This window comes from Streptomyces sp. NPDC088400, assembly GCF_044753355.1.
Taxonomy (GTDB): domain Bacteria; phylum Actinomycetota; class Actinomycetes; order Streptomycetales; family Streptomycetaceae; genus Streptomyces.
On the sequence record NZ_JBIVMZ010000016.1, the window covers coordinates 1 to 15,244 of the forward strand.

13 protein-coding genes are annotated in these 15,244 nt (G+C 69.0%); 8 read left to right on the forward strand and 5 right to left on the reverse strand.

Features of this window, described 5'->3' with window-relative positions:
* Positions 1 to 234: 234 nt before the first annotated feature.
* Complete coding sequence (locus ACIQD6_RS31040) at positions 235 to 897, reverse strand: TetR/AcrR family transcriptional regulator (RefSeq protein ID WP_401888890.1); 663 nt, start codon at positions 895 to 897, stop codon at positions 235 to 237.
* 112 nt (positions 898 to 1,009) lie between these two features.
* Between ACIQD6_RS31040 and ACIQD6_RS31045 the strand changes: the two genes are divergently transcribed.
* The 3 genes from ACIQD6_RS31045 to ACIQD6_RS31055 all read left to right on the forward strand — a co-directional run bounded on the left by ACIQD6_RS31045 (position 1,010) and on the right by ACIQD6_RS31055 (position 4,716).
* Positions 1,010 to 1,699 (forward strand): hypothetical protein, encoded by a 690-nt coding sequence (locus tag ACIQD6_RS31045; RefSeq protein ID WP_401888893.1) that lies wholly within the window; start codon positions 1,010 to 1,012, stop codon positions 1,697 to 1,699.
* A 169-nt stretch (positions 1,700 to 1,868) separates the two neighbouring features.
* Positions 1,869 to 3,395 (forward strand): alpha/beta hydrolase, encoded by a 1,527-nt coding sequence (locus ACIQD6_RS31050; RefSeq protein ID WP_401888896.1) that lies wholly within the window; start codon positions 1,869 to 1,871, stop codon positions 3,393 to 3,395.
* Between the two features lie 253 nt (positions 3,396 to 3,648).
* Complete coding sequence (locus ACIQD6_RS31055) at positions 3,649 to 4,716, forward strand: tyrosine-type recombinase/integrase (protein ID WP_401888899.1); 1,068 nt, start codon at positions 3,649 to 3,651, stop codon at positions 4,714 to 4,716.
* An 11-nt stretch (positions 4,717 to 4,727) separates the two neighbouring features.
* On the opposite strand, the gene ACIQD6_RS31060 is transcribed toward ACIQD6_RS31055, so the two are convergent.
* Positions 4,728 to 5,426 (reverse strand): alpha/beta fold hydrolase, encoded by a 699-nt coding sequence (locus ACIQD6_RS31060; RefSeq protein ID WP_401888902.1) that lies wholly within the window; start codon positions 5,424 to 5,426, stop codon positions 4,728 to 4,730.
* Positions 5,427 to 5,580: 154 nt separating this feature from the next.
* Here ACIQD6_RS31060 and ACIQD6_RS31065 point away from each other — a divergent pair, with 154 nt between their 5' ends.
* Together ACIQD6_RS31065 and ACIQD6_RS31070 are read left to right on the forward strand one after the other, a co-directional pair.
* Positions 5,581 to 6,498 carry a LysR family transcriptional regulator gene (locus ACIQD6_RS31065; protein WP_401888905.1) on the forward strand — a complete coding sequence of 306 codons (918 nt, stop codon included), beginning with the start codon at positions 5,581 to 5,583 and terminating at the stop codon, positions 6,496 to 6,498.
* Between the two features lie 57 nt (positions 6,499 to 6,555).
* A complete protein-coding gene (locus ACIQD6_RS31070; RefSeq protein WP_401888908.1) occupies positions 6,556 to 7,611 on the forward strand; it encodes a tartrate dehydrogenase in 1,056 nt (351 codons plus the stop codon).
* A 123-nt stretch (positions 7,612 to 7,734) separates the two neighbouring features.
* Here ACIQD6_RS31070 and ACIQD6_RS31075 read toward each other — a convergent pair whose 3' ends face one another.
* The 3 genes from ACIQD6_RS31075 to ACIQD6_RS31085 form a co-directional block, all read right to left on the reverse strand.
* Positions 7,735 to 10,002, reverse strand: coding sequence for an RICIN domain-containing protein (locus ACIQD6_RS31075; protein WP_401888911.1), 2,268 nt, complete (start codon positions 10,000 to 10,002; stop codon positions 7,735 to 7,737).
* A gap of 16 nt (positions 10,003 to 10,018) precedes the next feature.
* Entirely contained in the window at positions 10,019 to 11,545 is a 1,527-nt protein-coding gene (locus tag ACIQD6_RS31080; RefSeq protein WP_401888914.1) for a ricin-type beta-trefoil lectin domain protein, read from the reverse strand.
* A gap of 306 nt (positions 11,546 to 11,851) precedes the next feature.
* Complete coding sequence (locus tag ACIQD6_RS31085) at positions 11,852 to 12,700, reverse strand: family 16 glycosylhydrolase (protein WP_401889257.1); 849 nt, start codon at positions 12,698 to 12,700, stop codon at positions 11,852 to 11,854.
* Between the two features lie 411 nt (positions 12,701 to 13,111).
* On the opposite strand from ACIQD6_RS31085, the gene ACIQD6_RS31090 reads away from it, so the two are divergent.
* The 3 genes from ACIQD6_RS31090 (at position 13,112) to ACIQD6_RS31100 (ending at position 15,163) form a co-directional block, all read left to right on the forward strand.
* Entirely contained in the window at positions 13,112 to 13,972 is an 861-nt protein-coding gene (locus ACIQD6_RS31090) for an endonuclease I family protein (protein WP_401888915.1), read from the forward strand.
* Positions 13,973 to 14,162: 190 nt separating this feature from the next.
* Positions 14,163 to 14,525 (forward strand): DUF1304 domain-containing protein, encoded by a 363-nt coding sequence (locus ACIQD6_RS31095; RefSeq protein ID WP_401888918.1) that lies wholly within the window; start codon positions 14,163 to 14,165, stop codon positions 14,523 to 14,525.
* Positions 14,522 to 15,163, forward strand: a complete 642-nt coding sequence (locus tag ACIQD6_RS31100) for a TetR/AcrR family transcriptional regulator (protein ID WP_401888921.1) — start codon at positions 14,522 to 14,524, stop codon at positions 15,161 to 15,163. The genes ACIQD6_RS31095 and ACIQD6_RS31100 overlap by 4 nt, the downstream gene beginning before the upstream one ends.
* Positions 15,164 to 15,244: the final 81 nt, after the last annotated feature.

Consider the following 15,244-nt stretch of genomic DNA (forward strand, 5'->3'; position numbering starts at 1 on the left):
TTACGGGGAAACTCGTACGGCGGGTTCGGAGGGGGGCCGTGCGGAAAAGGGCCTGCATATGGCAGGCACCTCGTCGCGCGGCCTACCCAACCAACAAGCTCAAAGCGTGGCGCGGGATCGCCGCCCGGTACGACAAGACGCCGGACAGCTACCTCGCCGCCCTCCACCTCCGCGGCACCGTCATCTGGCTTCACAGCCTCCAACCGACACCTTGATCGCGACTCCCCACAGGCCCTAGCGGTGGCTCCGTGACTCCTCGGCGGCCTCAGGAGTTCCAGCCGCTCCCTCGACGGCTTCTCCGGAAGGCGGAAAGGCGTCGCGCAGACGACGCAGGGCCGCCGTCACGACGGCACGGACGTCCGCCTCGCGCAACGGGGCGGAGAACAGCGCCGAACTGAACGAGAAGCCCTCGACCAGGGCGAACAGCAGGAGCGCCTCGCGATGCAGCGCCTCCTCGTCGATCGCGCGGTCGGCCAGCGCATCGCGCAGCAACGAGCGGATCACCTCCGCGCCCGCGAGGGACGTGGCAGCGATATCGGTCGCGAGCTCCGGGTCCGTGCGCGCCATGACACGGTATTCGACGAGAGCGATGTTCTCCCGGCGCTCCTGCTCGCTGGTCGGGGCGGTGAATGCGATCACATCCACGATCCGTGCGACCGGGTCGTCGGACATCGTCGCGGCGCGGCGCGCGGCGCGCTGCATGAGGACGCCCAACGTGAAGCGCATGACCTCGCGGACGGTGTCGCCGAAGTAGTGTCGGATGCTCCCGATGGCCAGGCCGGTGCGTGCGGAGATCCGGGCGAGGGTTACCGAGCGGATCCCGTGCGCGGCGATCTCCTCGATCACGGCGTCGGCGACCTGCTCTCGGCGGACATCCGGGTTGGCTCTCTTGGACATGACCCCATCCTAGCCAGTCTTTGGCATGCCCGTGCTACTTTATCTAGCACGGGCATGCTAGACAGGCGTCGTGGCGGTGCTCTGTCCCGTCACGACCCCGGACAGGGGAGACATGAACGACCGGCACGATCCCTGGACCGGTGCGGCGCGGAAGGATCCTTGCGGCTTCGACGGGCTCGACGGCGATGCGGAAGCGTGGTCGATGCCCGCTCCGGAGCCGGGCTCGCCGTTGCCACCGTTCCGCCCCTCCTTCTCGCTGCAGCGCACACGATTCGCGATCGGCCTTCCCGATGCGTCGACGGCGACGGTCGATGTCGATCACATGTCGGGCCGGGCCTCGCTCTACCGGGACGACCTGCACGTGCAGAGCTCCGACATGCCGGTACGGTTCGCGCTCGGAGCGGACAGCATCGAGGTCGCGGCCAACAGGTACGGCATGCGGCGGATTCACCTGATCAGCGCGGACGACAGCCGACGACGTCTCGATCCCGCGCCGGGGACGCCCGAGCACTGGCGCGCCCAGCTCTCCCGCCGGCGCCCCGGGGTCGGGCGCGCCCTCTCTGCCTGCGCCGTCATCGTGCTGATGATGAATCTGCTGGTCCTCGCCCCGCAGCTGCTCGAGCTGGTTACCCACCTGCCACTCTGGGCTGATCGCTTCACCCCGTTCGCCTCGCCCATCGACCTGCCGGCATGGGCGAACACGGTTCTCAGCATCACGGCCGGCCTCGCGGGGATCGAACGAGCACTCACCTTCCGCCATCACCGGCTCCTCGATGCCGGGACCGACGGGATCGAGAGCTAACGCCCCCGCACTGACCGGTCACGTTGCTGCCTGATCGAGCATCTGCGCCCCCAACCCAAGAACAATCCGTCAACCGCCGCCGCCCCTCGTACACGACCGCGGCTCGGCACAGGAGAAACGCATGCGATCACATCCTCGGCTCCCCAATCGATCCCGGCACCGCGAGACCGTGCTCGCCGCGGCTGCACTCCTCCTGCTCGCCGGATGCACGCCCACTTCCGCTTCTCCTCCACCGCACTCCGGCGCGGATGCGGACCTCGGCGCCTACCTTGAGCAAGAGCTCAACTGGGTCGGATGCAAGGACACCGCGACGAGCAAGGCGGACGCCAAGCTGTTCGCGAACCCGGCGCTCCAGTGCGCCTCGGTCGAGGTACCGCTCGACTACGACAAGCCGGAGGGGAAGAAGGCGCGAATCGCGCTCACGCGCCTCCCCGCCAGGGGTGAGGCCGAGGGCTCGTTGCTGATCGACCCGGGAGGTCCGGGAGGATCCGGCACCAGCCTCGTCGCGTCCACCCTGCCACTGTGGCAGAAGAGCCCCGTCGCCAAGCGCTTCGACATCGTCGGCTTCGATCCTCGCGGGGTGGGGTCGTCGACCCCGGCCCTCGACTGCTACACCGACGAGGAGTACGACACAGGCGATGTGCCGCGGTTCGGCGCGGTGTACGACGTCACGAGCGCCGAGGAGGCGGGCGAGCTCGCAGAGCGCTGCGCAGCCGGCTCTGGCGGTGTCGCGAACCTTGCGAACGCCGGGTCGACGAACGTTGTGCGTGATATGGACATCACGCGAGCGGTGCTCGGCGATGACAAGCTGACCTATCTCGGCTACAGCTACGGCTCCGAGCTTGGCGCCATGTACGCCGCGACCTATCCCAAGAAGGTCCGCGCGATCGTGCTCGACGGGGCCGTCTCGCCCGACCTGACGGCGAGTGAGTACCGCCTCTCCTCATTCACCGGACTGCAGGCACGGTTCGACGACCTCGCCGCACACTGCGCAGAATCGCCCGACTGCGTTCTCGGCCCCGACCCCGCGGCTGCGAACGACCGCCTGCGCGAGATCGTCCAGCCGCTCGTCGAGGCACCAGCACCGACCACCGACGGCCGGGAGCTGAGCGTCTGGGACGTCTATCTCGGCATCAGCGGCGGACTGTACTCCGAAAAGAAATGGCCCGACGTCATCTCCGCCCTGACCGCGCTCGAAGCGGGGAACGCCGACCGGATGCTCGCCCTGCGCGACACCTTCTACGCTCGCACGGCGGACGGTGCCTATGGCCAGGACTTCGACACGAACATCGCTGTGCGCTGCATGGACTCACCCCGTCCGACGCCGGAGGAACAGACTGCGCTCGCACGCAAGATCGGGAAAGTCGCTCCGATGTTCGACATCGACGTGTTCACGGCGGGCAACTACCACAGCGAATGCGAGGCGTGGCCCGCGCCGCCAACACGTGACGAACCCTGGCTCGCCGATGTCGAAGGCCTCCCCGAGACGCTCGTCGTGTCGGTCACCGGCGATCCTGTGACCCCGCACGAGGGCGGCGTCGCGATGGCGCGAGCTCTCGGCGGAAGCCTGCTCACAGTCGACGGCAAGCAGCACGGCGCCTATCTCCTCGGCGTCAGCAAGTGCGTCGACGACGTGGTCAATGAATATCTCCTCGACCTCGAAACCCCGCCCGCCGACGCCCGTTGCAGCCTGTGACACGCTCGACTCCGGCGTGAGCGGCGGGCAGTCGTCCTCAGCAGGGCCCGCCCCCGATCGTCGGCGTCGGCGGTACAGCGGACACCGGCGGCGGTGGCTCCGTTTCGAGGCCGGCTTATCGGACTTCCTCCATCTGATAATCCGTCAGGATTGATGTCGCAGTAAATGCCGGATTTACTGCGGCGGGGCATTCCGGCCGCCGGGGTGAGGTATACGCATTTACTGCGGCAGAACCGCGAGGGTGGAGGGGGGCATGACGATCGAACCGGTGACCGAACTCGGGAGCGGGGGCGCGTTGCGGTTGCCGCGCGCCCGCGTCGTGCCCATGTCCGCCCCTCCCGCGTCGTACACCGCGGCGGTCGAGCGCTACCTCACCGGCGTGGGCATCGCGAAGTCCTCCGCGCGTATCTACCGGATCTCGCTGACGACGTGGGGGGGATGCTCACCGGTGAACCGGCGCCGACCGGACCCGCCCGCCGCGGCGCGAAGCCGCCCGTCTTCCCCGTCGCCGCGATCGATGACCCGGCGCTGCCCGAGGGGCTGGCCGAGCTGGCGGCGGGCACGGGCGGACGAGATGGACGCCGACACCGTCAACCGGGAGTTGTCCATCGCGCGCAAGGCGATCGGCTGGTGGCAGCGCCAGGGTTGGATCGAGTGCGATCCGACGATCGGCATCGAGCGGCGGCCGGCGCCGCCGGACCGCACCAAGGCTCTCGCGGAGAATCAGATCGCTGCCCTGTGGCGCCTCGACGTCGCACTGCGGGAGAAGATGCAGTGGAAGATGCTCTACGAGTCCGCCGCACGGGCCGACGAGGTGCTGTGCCTGAACGTGGAAGACCTGTACCCGCAGGACAAGCGGGGGAAGATCACCGCCAAGGGCGGGGCGATCGAATGGATTCACTGGCAGTCCGGCACCGCCCAGCTCCTGCCCCGCCTCATCGCCCGCCGCACCCGCGGCCCGCTGTTCCTCACCGACCGCAAGGCGCCGGCCGGAACACCGACGCTCGACGTGTGCCCGGAGACCGGCCGGGCCCGGCTCTCCTACCGCCGCGCTGAGGAGATCTTCGAGGAGAACACGCGGCTGTTGGCCAACCCCCTCGCCTCACCCGACGACATCGAGGATCTGGACGGCTGGACGCTTCACCGGCTACGTCACAGTGCCCTCACGCACGACGCGGAAGACGGCACCTCCACCCCGATGCTGCTGGCCCGCTCCCGCCACGCCTCCGTCCGCTCCTTGGAGCGATACGCGCGGCCCGGCGTCGACTCGGTCGCTCGGCACGTCGCCGAACGCGACCCCGCTGCACTTCGCCGCACGTAGATCCGAGCGGATCAGGGCTTCAAGATCATCCCGTTGCCCCTTTGGCGCGTATCTCGGTCACACTCCTGGATCGCGGCCGGGTCGGAGAAGCAGCGGACGTACTCGTCGAGCGCGGCGGGCGTGAACGGGGTGCCGCCGTGGTGGCGGGCGCCCATGCGCGTACGGACCCAGAAGTCCGGGTCCTGGCCGATGAGATGCTCCGGGATGCCGTTGCCCGCGGCCAGAAAGAACCAGTGGTAGTAGCCACGCCCGAAGTCGGCGTCGGCGTGCTGGAAGGCATGGCGCGTCGGCACGATGTCGAGGACGGCGAGGGCCGTGACGGCCTCCGGGTGGTCCAGCGCGAGACGGTGGGCGACCCGGCCCCCTCGGTCGTGACCGGCGACGGCGAAGCGGTCGAAGCCCAGTTCGCGCATCACCAGCAGCTGGTCGCGCGCCATCACCCGCTTCGCGTAGACCGCGTGGTCCGCGAGGTCCGCGTGATCCGGACCGGACGGGGGCTTGTCGCTGTCGCCGTATCCGCGCAGATCCGTGAGGACGACCGTGTGGGTGGCGGCGAGGAGCGGCGCCACGTGGTGCCAGATCAGATGCGTCTGCGGATAGCCGTGCAACAGCAGGACGGGCGGCCCCTCGCCGCCGACACGGGTGTGGATCCGGACGCCGTCGGCGTCCACGGTCCCTCGGGAGAACGTGGCGGGCAGCAGATCACTCATGGAGCGATCACAGCAGCCCCGGCCTGGCGCGTCCAAGACACATTGACGACCATGCATATAGGCATGTCCTATCAGCGTCCTGTCACTGTGCCCGAGTCAGTGTCCTGTCGGCGTGCCCGAGAAACGTTCGTTCAGTGTGCCGGGAGGCCGTGCGGTGGATGTCAGGCAGCTGGAGTATTTCCTGGCCGTGGTCGACCACGGCGGCTTCAACCGGGCCGCGACCGCGCTCCATCTCTCCCAGCCGTCCCTCTCCCAGTCCGTCCGGGCGCTGGAGCGCGACCTGGGCAGTGATCTGTTCCACCGGATCGGCCGGCGTGCCGTTCTCACGGAGGCGGGGACGGCCCTGATCGAGCCCGCGCGTAACGCCGTACGGAGTCTCCAGCTGGCGCGGGCCGGCGTGGAGTCCGTACACGGGCTGCGCTCCGGGCGCGTCGACGTCGCGTCCTCGCCCTCCCAGGCGATCGAGCCTCTGACGGGCCTGATCCACCGCTTCACGCGGGCCCATCCGGCGGTGTCGGTGGTGGTGCAGGCGGCCTTCACGCCACGCGATGTGACGGACATGGTGCGCACAGGCGTGTCCGAGCTGGGGCTGGTCGCCACGCCGGGACCGCTGCCGGAGGGCGAGGTGCGCTCGTATCCGCTCACGGAGCAGCGATTCGTCCTCCTCACTCCCCCGGACGGGCCGTTCCCGCCCGGTTCGGTGGTGCGGCACGAACAACTGGCGGGGCAACGGCTGATCGTCGGCCAGCGGGGCAGCGGGATGCGCGCGTACGTGGACGGCCTGCGCGCGGCGGGTGTGGACCTGACGTTCGCGGTGGAGACCGAGCACCGGATCGCGATCCTGCCGCTGGTGCTGAGCGGTGTGGGGATGGCCGTGGTCGCCGACGCCTGGCGGGGCTTCGCGGAGCAGGCCGGCGCACGGGTGCTGGACATCGAACCCGCGACCGGCCTGCGGATCGCCCTGGTCAGCAGGCGCACGGCACTCACCCCGGCCGCCCGCGCGTTCCTGGAGTGCGCGACGGCACGGCGGACAGAGCCCACCGCGCCCGGGACGGATAGCGAACCCCTATAAGACATATGCGTTCTGCGTCTTGGACGCGGCACGGGGCCGGTTGCTCCAATACGGGACATGACGAATCATCGCATCGCCCTGATCCCCGGTGACGGCATCGGCACCGAGGTCGTACCGGCGGCCCGCCGTGTCCTGGACGCCGTCGGCGCCCGGCACGGGATCACCTTCACCTACCGGTCCTTCGACTGGTCCTGCGAACGCTATCTGCGCGAGGGCGCGATGATGCCCGAGGACGGTCTCGACCAGCTCCGCGAGCACGACGCGATCCTCCTCGGCGCGGTCGGCTACCCGGGGGTCCCGGACCATGTCTCGCTGTGGGGCCTGCTCATCCCGATCCGCCGCGGCTTCCAGCAGTACGTCAATCTGCGGCCCATCCGGGTCTTCGAAGGGGTGCGCAGCCCGCTGCGCACGGCCGAGCCCGGCGCCGTCGACTTCGTGGTGGTCCGGGAGAACGTCGAGGGCGAGTACAGCGAGATCGGCGGCCGGATGAACCGCGGTCTGCCGGAGGAAATGGCCGTCCAAGAGGCGGTGTTCACCCGCGTCGGGGTCAACCGGGTGCTGGACTACGCCTTCGGCCTCGCCGCCCGTCGCGGCGGCCGGCTCACCTCGGCGACCAAGTCCAACGGCATCGTGCACACGATGCCGTTCTGGGACGAGCTGGTGGCCGAACGCGCCGCGCACCACCCGGGGGTGTCCTGGGACCAGGAGCACATCGACGCGCTCGCGGCCAAGTTCGTGCTGCAGCCGGAGCGGTTCGACGTCGTCGTCGGGTCGAATCTCTTCGGCGACATCCTCAGCGATCTGGCCGCCGCCGTGGCGGGCAGCATCGGTATCGCCCCGTCCGGGAATCTCAACCCCACACGCGATTTCCCCTCGATGTTCGAGCCCGTGCACGGGTCGGCTCCCGATATCGCGGGACGGGGCGTCGCCAATCCGCTCGGCGCCATCTGGTCCGCGGCGCTGATGCTCGACCATCTCGGCCATCCCGAGGCGGCCACGCAGGTCACGGAGGCGATCGCGGCCGTACTGGCCAAGTCCACGGTCCGTACGGGCGACCTGGGTGGCACGGCGAGCACCGAGGAGTTCACGACGGAGCTGCTCTCGGTGCTCTGAGCGACACATGTGGCGACGCATGAAGCGACGCATGTGCGGTTCCGCGGGCGGACGTTCGTTCCGTACCGCCCGCGGAACCGCATGCGACGGCCGTGGACCAGGCCGGCGCGTCAGAGCCGTACGTCAGGGGTAGCTGACGAGATTGGCCACGTTCGACGACGAGTTCGAGGGTCCTCCCCTGTCGTTGATCACATGCCGGATGGTGCCCGTGCCGCCCAGCGACACCGTCACCATGTTCCGGAAGCGGACATTGGCGTTGTTGGGCACTTCGAACGCGTGCTCCGCGGTCACGCTGTTGTTGACGTTGAAGAAGCAGTAGCTGCCGAGGCCGTACGCCTGATGGCTGGTCACCGAGTCGGCCACCTTGTAGGCGGCGTACCCCTGTGTCCCGCCGTTCATCCAGGCCGCCTGATTGGGCGGGTCGTACGGCATCTCGTTCTGGTAGAAGTACGTCTTGCCGCCGTTGCCGTTCCAGATCGTCTGATGTTTCTGGTAGTGCTCGACGAACAGGCCGTACATCGTGACGTCGGCGCCGTTCACGACCAGACCGGTGTCCGCCGTGTTGGTGTTCCAGCCGACCCCGCTGCCGTGATCCGCGCGCCAGATCCACATGTGGTCACCGATCACATTGCGGCTGTTGACCACCAGACTGGTGGTCGCCTTCCCGACGCCCGCGCCACCGATGCGGAAGAACACGTCGTGCAGGGAAGTGGGGTTGGCCGCGTGGCTCGTGTTGGAGCCGTCGGCTCCCACCTCCATCAGACGCCGGGAGTTGACCGGGCCCGCGTCGATGAGCAGACCCGCCACCTTCACTCCGTCCACATCGGCGACCGACACCGCGGTGATGCCGTTGTCGGGGATGAGGGTGGCGAGGCCGAGCCCGAGGACGACGGTGTCGGGACGGGTGACCTTCAGCGTCTGGTCGAGGTGGTAGACGCCGGGGGTGACGAGCAGGTTCTTCCCCGCCGCGAGCGCGGCGTTCATGTCCGCGGCCGTGGCACCGGGCTTGGCGATGTAGAACTGGTCCAGCGGGAGCGACGTACCCGCCGGAGCACCGCCCGACCAGGTCGTGCCCTGGGAGTTGTTCCGCAGTGCGGGTACGAACACCTTGTACGCGCCCGCGTTGTCGACGTACAGGAAGGGCTTCTCCCGTACCTGCGGGGTCTGGTCGACCGTGGTGTAGGGCGGGTTGGGGAAGCTGTTCCCGGGCGCGTTGCGCGCGCCGACGAACACCATGTTCCAGTTGGACCCGTTCCAGCTCGACCATTCGGTGTTGCGGGAGAGCCACTGCTGCTGGCTGCCGGACCTGACCTGACCGTCGATCTTGGTGTCGGCCATGAATCCGCCGCTGGCCCAGCCGCCGTCGTCCAGCGCGAGATCGCCGCGGACATGCATCCTGCGGTACGGGGCCGCCTGCGAGACCGCCCAGCGGTCGGTGCCGGTCGTCGGTGTCACGGACAGGTTCTCGGCGCTGCGCCAGAAGTTCTGGGTGGCGTTCTGCGGGGGAAACCAGTCGGCCTCGACATGGACGGCGCCGCGGATGTTGACATCGTCCGGAGAGAGGCCGAGGCCGGCGACCTGCGTGTAGAAACCGACGTTCACATTGGCGCTGTACGTGCCCGGCTTGAACAGGAACGCCGCCCGCTCGGTGCCGAACTGGTTGGTCTCCTGCCGGCGGAAGGTGGCGTCCACCCGGCTCTGGATCGAGGCCGCCGACATCGACGGATCGAAGACGACGACGTTGGGACCGAGGTCCGGGGTGCCCGGGGGCGCCGGCGGATCCGCGGCCTCCACCCGGAAGGACTGGGCGGCGGAACCGTTGCAGGTGTACTGCTGGAGCTGGACGCTGTCCTCGGTCGAGGCGCTCGGGACGTCGAGGCACTTACCGCTGTTGCGGTTGACGAAGTGGTATGCGCCGTCCGTCTCCGCCACCGGCAGCCACTGCTGGTTGTTTCCGCCGCCGTAGGTCCACAGCTGGATCGCCGCGCCGTCGGCGGCCGATACGTCGGTCACGTCCCAGACCTGGCTGTCGGCGTTGCGGTTGCCCGCCCGGACATGGCCATCGCCGGTATCAGTGAGGCTCCAGTTCTGGGCGAGAGAGGCGTTGCAGGTGTACTGCTGCACCGCGGTGCCGTTGCCGCTCGCGGCGGCGCGTGCGTCGACGCACTTGCCGCTGCTCTTGTTGGTGACGGTGACCCAGCCGGTGGGCAGGGCCGCCGCTGCCCTGGTCCCCGCCGCCGCCGGCTGCTGGGGCAGGGCGACCAGCGATGTCACCAGGGCGACCACGGTCAGCAGGAGTGTGAGCGGGAACCGGGCCGTTGACGGTGCCGGTGACGGGAATCCGTACCGCCCGCGGCGAAGCTCTCGGCCGTTGTACGACTGTGTTCTCATGGCGTCTCCTCGCCCGTCAGCCGGCGTACTGGGCGAATACGCGGGTGTAGTCCCATGCCTGCTGGCCCACGCCGGAGCAGGTGTCGGCTCCGCCACCGGTGCAGGGCCGGTCGCGGTTGACCGACCAGAAGGTCAGCCGGGCCAGGTGGTGTGTCTGCGCGTAGGCGAGGATGGTGCGGAAGTCGGCCACGGTCACCGTCTCGTTGACGTCGGTGATGCCGTTCATCGACGAGATGCCCATGCTGCGGTACGTCTGGTCGTCGCTGTATCCGTACGCGTTCTTGACCGCGGTCTTCAGGCCTTCCGCGGCGCGGAGGGTGAGGGTGCCCATGTTCTGTCCGGCGCCGCCGAAGTCGAAGGGCATGATGGTCCAGCTGTCGACGGTGAGGCCGGCGGCGGCCGCGCGGTTGATCAGACCGGTGTCCGGACCGTTCTGACCGGTGCCGAAGGTGACGTACACCTTGATGCCAGGGTTGGCCGCCTTGATGGTCTTGAGGGCGTCCACGGTGCGCTGCTGGACGGTGGGGCTGTTGTACGCCTCCGCCTCGATGTCGATGTCGATCGCCTTGAGGCCGTACGCGTTGATGACCTTCTGGTACGCGGCGGCCAGCTCACCCGCGCTGGAGCAGGAGCTCTCCAGCTTGTTGCCGCTCCAGCCGCCGAAGGACGGAATGACGTCGCCGCCCGCGCCGCGCACGGCGTTGATCGTCTGCTGGTCGACACCGCCGGTCAGCGGCCGGCTGCCGTCCCACCGCGGGTCGCAGTAGCCGTTGCTGAGCACGAAGGCCAGGGTGAACCACTTCACGCCGGTCGCGTTCATGACGGTGGTCGGACTGGGCGGACTGCCCCAGCCGTTGTAGAGATACGGTGCGACCGCCATGGGGCCGACGGGCTCGGGATCGCCACCGCCTCCGCCCGAGGGGGCGGTCCACTTCTGATTGGCCGCACCGGTGCAGGTCCAGATCTGCAGACGGGTGCCGTTGGCGGAGCTGTTGCCGGTGGCGTCCACGCACTTGTCCGCCTGGGTGTTCACGATGTCGCGGGCCGCCGAGACCGTCCAGCGCTGGTTGGCGGCACCGGTGCAGTCCCACAGCTGGAGCTGCGCGCCGTTGGCCGTGCTGTTGTCCTTGACGTCGAGGCACTTGCCGAGCGCGCGGATCGATCCGTCGGCCGAGACGTCCCATCGCTGGGCCGCCGAGCCGTTACAGCCGTACAGCTGCACCGGTGTCCCGTTGGCGGAGCTCGCGGAGGCCACATCCACGCACGCGCCGCCGAGACCCGTGATCGAGCCGACCGCGGCGACGGCCGCGGTGGCGGGGGCGGGCGCGGCGACGACCGAGGCGCCGAGCACGAGGGGCAGTGCGGCCGACAGGGCGAGGAACCTGAGATACCTGCGGGAGCTGAGCCGTGTCCCGGAACCAGGGCGCTTCCAGGGGCCGGGCCGCTTGCCGGGGCCGACCCGAGGAGCGGGGCCGAGCCGGTTCCTGGATCGTAAGTGCTGCCAGGGTCTGGGGAGTTGCCAGGGTCTGCGCGCGGGGGTCATGCGCGGTTCACCGTCCTTCTTCTGGTCGGCGGCTCCGGCGCGGGTCGGTACCCGTGACCGGGCTCCGTCGGCGGGGTGTTGACGGTCGCCGTGGACGCCGACCGTCGGATCGGGCCGTGTGAGAGCGGCCCTCCGAACGCCGGACGGCACGTGTGTGGACGAGGGCGGAGCCGACGGCCGCCCTGCCCGCACACGTGCCGTCCGGGCCCGTGAGGGAGCTTTTCGATCAGCCGGTTGCCACCGACACGCTCCGTTGCCGGGAGGGGTACTGGTGCCGCGACGGGGCAAACCTTGCCGGGAGGGGCACTAGTTCGTGCTGACCCGCACGTAGTCCACGACGAGCTGCTGCGGGAACGTGGTGCTGCCGTTGGGGTCGCCGGGCCAGTAACCGCCGACCGCGAGGTTCAGGATGAGAAAGAAGGGCTTGTTGAACACCCAGGTGCGGCCGCCGAGATCGGCCGGGGTCCGCCGCTGGTAGACGTTGCCGTCGACCGACCATGTGATGGCGTTGGGGGACCAGTCGATCGCGAAGGTGTGGAAGCCGTCGGCGAACTGCTGGCCGCCGGGCAGGGTGTAGCCGGCGCCGATGCCGCCCGAGCCCGAGTAGCCGGGGCCGTGCAGTGTGCCGTGGACCGTGCTGGGCTCGAAGCCGACGTTCTCCATGATGTCGATCTCACCGCTGTTCGGCCAGCCGACGTTGCCGATGTCGTTCCCGAGCATCCAGAACGCGGGCCACATGCCCTGGCCGCGCGGGACCTTGATCCGGGCCTCGACACGTCCGTACGTCGAGGTGAACTTGCCGGACGTGTTCAGCCGGGCCGAGGTGTACTCGCACCTGCCGTACCAGCACTGGTAGTTGGCGGGGTTCTCCTTGCGCGCGGTGATGACCAGGTTGCCCTGGCCGTCGAGGGCCGCGTTCTTGTTGCCGGACGTGTAGAACTGCCGCTCGTGGTTGTTGACGTTGTCGCCGGTCTCGATCTGCCACTTGCCGCCGTCGACGCCCGACCCCGCGGCACCGTTGAACTCGTCGGCGAACGTCACCGCCGCGGGGGCGGCCGCGGCGGCTGTGTGGGGATCGGGGGCCGCGGACGCTCCGGCGGGCACCGCGGCGATCGCGCCGGAGGTGCACAGCAGAGCGAGCGTGTACAACGCCATTCGGCGGCGCAGAGAAATTCTCACAGGTCATCACATCACTTCACGTGGGGGGCATGCGCATGACATTCCACGCCGTGGGGCAGACCTTGGGGAAGGTGCCACCTCAAGCGCTTCTTTCAATACTTGATTTAAGGGAGAGCTTGAGGGGTCGTCAAGAACTTAGTATGGACCAAAGTTGACCAGATGCGCGGCCGTCACCCATCCATATACGCGCAGACCCGTCACAATCGGGCGACACGTGATCGACCCTTTCGCTAACTTGACCTGCACATGACTGACACGAGGCGTTCACACAGGGACACACTCTCTGTGGAAGGCTCCCGCTGAACCGTTACTTCACGACCACTCAACGCACCGTCCCCCACCCAGTGACCGTGCGCCACGGTGGTCCCGCCGGAGAGGACACCCCCCATGTCCCGTCGTCAACGTCCCGCAGGACGAACGCTGTTGGTTCTCTGCGCCGCCACCGCGGTGCTCGCCACCACGGCGGCCGCCGCACCCGCCGCCACGCCGGCCACGACGACGACCGTGAACGCCGCCACGGCCGCGAAGACCGCCACCACCACGGCCACGAACACGGCCGCACTGGACGACACGTACTACACGGGCGCGCTCGGCAAGACCGGCACCCAGCTCAAGTCGGCCCTGCACACGATCATCAAGAGCCAGACGAAGCTCTCCTACGCACAGGTCTGGGAAGCGCTCAAGGAGACGGACGAGGACCCGTCGAACTCGTCGAACGTGATCCTCCTCTACACCGGCCGTTCGCAGTCCAAGTCGACCAACGGCGGCAACTCCGGCAACTGGAACCGCGAGCACGTCTGGGCCAAGTCCCACGGCGACTTCGGCACCTCGACCGGCCCCGGCACCGACATCCACCACCTGCGCCCGGAGGACGTCGGCGTCAACTCCGTGCGCGGCAACAAGGACTTCGACAACGGCGGCAGCGCGGTCTCCGGAGCCCCGGGCAACTACACCGACTCCGACTCCTTCGAGCCGCGCGACGCGGTCAAGGGCGATGTCGCCCGGATGATCCTCTACATGGCCGTACGGTACGAGGGCGACGACGCGTTCGCGGACCTCGAACCCAACGAGAAGGTCAACAACGGCTCCGCCCCCGCGATCGGGAAACTGACCGTACTGAAGCAGTGGAACGACGAGGACCCGCCGGACTCGTTCGAGCGGAACCGCAACGAGGTCATATACGACCAGTACCAGCACAACCGCAACCCGTTCATCGACCACCCCGAATGGGTCGAGTCGATCTGGTGAGTGCCCACCCCGCCCGTACCTGATCGGGCCGGCCGGCGGATACGTCGCACCGAAGCCCCCAAGGACACGTTTTCCTTGGGGGCTTCGGTGCGCCCGGGCCGGACACAGCCCCCTGGTTCTCCAACTCCTGGACAGCTGCCTATACTTCATGGACACCTGACCATATCCAGCTCTCAAGAGGATCTCGATCATGCAGATAGCGGCGAATGTCCTGGTCGGCCTGGTGGCCGCGTTCCACGTGTATGCGATGGTGCTGGAGATGTTCCTGTGGGAGCGGAAGCCCGGGCGCAATCTCTCCGGGTACGACGCGGACATGGCTCGCGCGACCGCGCCGCTCGCCGCCAACCAGGGGCTCTACAACGGATTCCTGGCCGCCGGACTGATCTGGGGGCTGATCGTCGCCGACCCGACCGGGTTCCGCGTGCAGATCTTCTTCCTCATCTGCGCGGTCGTAGCCGGGGTGTACGGCGCGGCCACCTCGAACCCGCGCATCCTGTTCGCCCAGGCGCTTCCGGGCGCGATCGCCCTGGCCGCCGTCGTGGTGGCGGGATGAGCGACGCCGCGGCGGGCGCACCCGCGAACGACCCGGCGGACGGTACCCCGGAGGCAGGCGGCACTCCGTCCACCGGTGCGGCGGCGAGCGATCCCCGTACGGCCAGGACCCGGGCCAGGCTCCGGCGGGCCCTGCTCGACGCCTGCGCGGAGCGCCCGCTCGAAGAGGTCGGCGTCGCCTCGCTGGTACGCCGCGCCGGGATGGGCCGGGCCACGTTCTATCTGCACTACCCGGACCTTCAGGCGCTGGCCGTCGATGCCTGCGCGGAGGTGGTACGGGACGCGGTGGACGCCCTGCACGCCTGGCGGGGCACCCCGGACCCGCGCGTGCCGCCACCGGCGCTCACCTCGTTCTTCACCGGGCTCACCCCCCATGCCGCGCTGTACCGGACGCTCCTGCGCCCCGGAGGCAGCGGCCCGTTGGGCGAACTGCTCCACCGTGAACTACGGGAACGCAGCCGCGCCGAGCGAACCCTGGCCGGAGCGCCCTCCCCCGACCTGTTCGCCTCCGCCGTGGCCGCCTCGTTCGCCGGAATGCTGGCCGACTGGCTGCACGGCCTGATCGAGGACACCCCGGAAGGCATCGCGACCCGGATCTGGCGCCTGCTGGTGGGACTGCACCGCGTGCCCGTCGACTAGGTCCTGACCGACCGGACCGCACAGCCTGCGGCATATGCCAGAAGCACCACCGTATCGAGTGTTGCCAAACGCCTTACGGGC

Bases quoted from the DNA above. Each gene is read 5' to 3' on its own strand.
- ACIQD6_RS31045 (WP_401888893.1), top strand. From the start codon at position 1,010: ATGAACGACCGGCACGATCCCTGGACCGGTGCGGCGCGGAAGGATCCT.
- ACIQD6_RS31060 (WP_401888902.1), bottom strand. From the start codon at position 5,426: ATGAGTGATCTGCTGCCCGCCACGTTCTCCCGAGGGACCGTGGACGCC.
- ACIQD6_RS31095 (WP_401888918.1), top strand. From the start codon at position 14,163: ATGCAGATAGCGGCGAATGTCCTGGTCGGCCTGGTGGCCGCGTTCCAC.
- ACIQD6_RS31085 (WP_401889257.1), bottom strand. From the start codon at position 12,700: ATGGCGTTGTACACGCTCGCTCTGCTGTGCACCTCCGGCGCGATCGCC.
- ACIQD6_RS31075 (WP_401888911.1), bottom strand. From the start codon at position 10,002: ATGAGAACACAGTCGTACAACGGCCGAGAGCTTCGCCGCGGGCGGTAC.
- ACIQD6_RS31090 (WP_401888915.1), top strand. From the start codon at position 13,112: ATGTCCCGTCGTCAACGTCCCGCAGGACGAACGCTGTTGGTTCTCTGC.
- ACIQD6_RS31070 (WP_401888908.1), top strand. From the start codon at position 6,556: ATGACGAATCATCGCATCGCCCTGATCCCCGGTGACGGCATCGGCACC.
- ACIQD6_RS31100 (WP_401888921.1), top strand. From the start codon at position 14,522: ATGAGCGACGCCGCGGCGGGCGCACCCGCGAACGACCCGGCGGACGGT.
- ACIQD6_RS31055 (WP_401888899.1), top strand. From the start codon at position 3,649: ATGACGATCGAACCGGTGACCGAACTCGGGAGCGGGGGCGCGTTGCGG.
- ACIQD6_RS31040 (WP_401888890.1), bottom strand. From the start codon at position 897: ATGTCCAAGAGAGCCAACCCGGATGTCCGCCGAGAGCAGGTCGCCGAC.
- ACIQD6_RS31080 (WP_401888914.1), bottom strand. From the start codon at position 11,545: ATGACCCCCGCGCGCAGACCCTGGCAACTCCCCAGACCCTGGCAGCAC.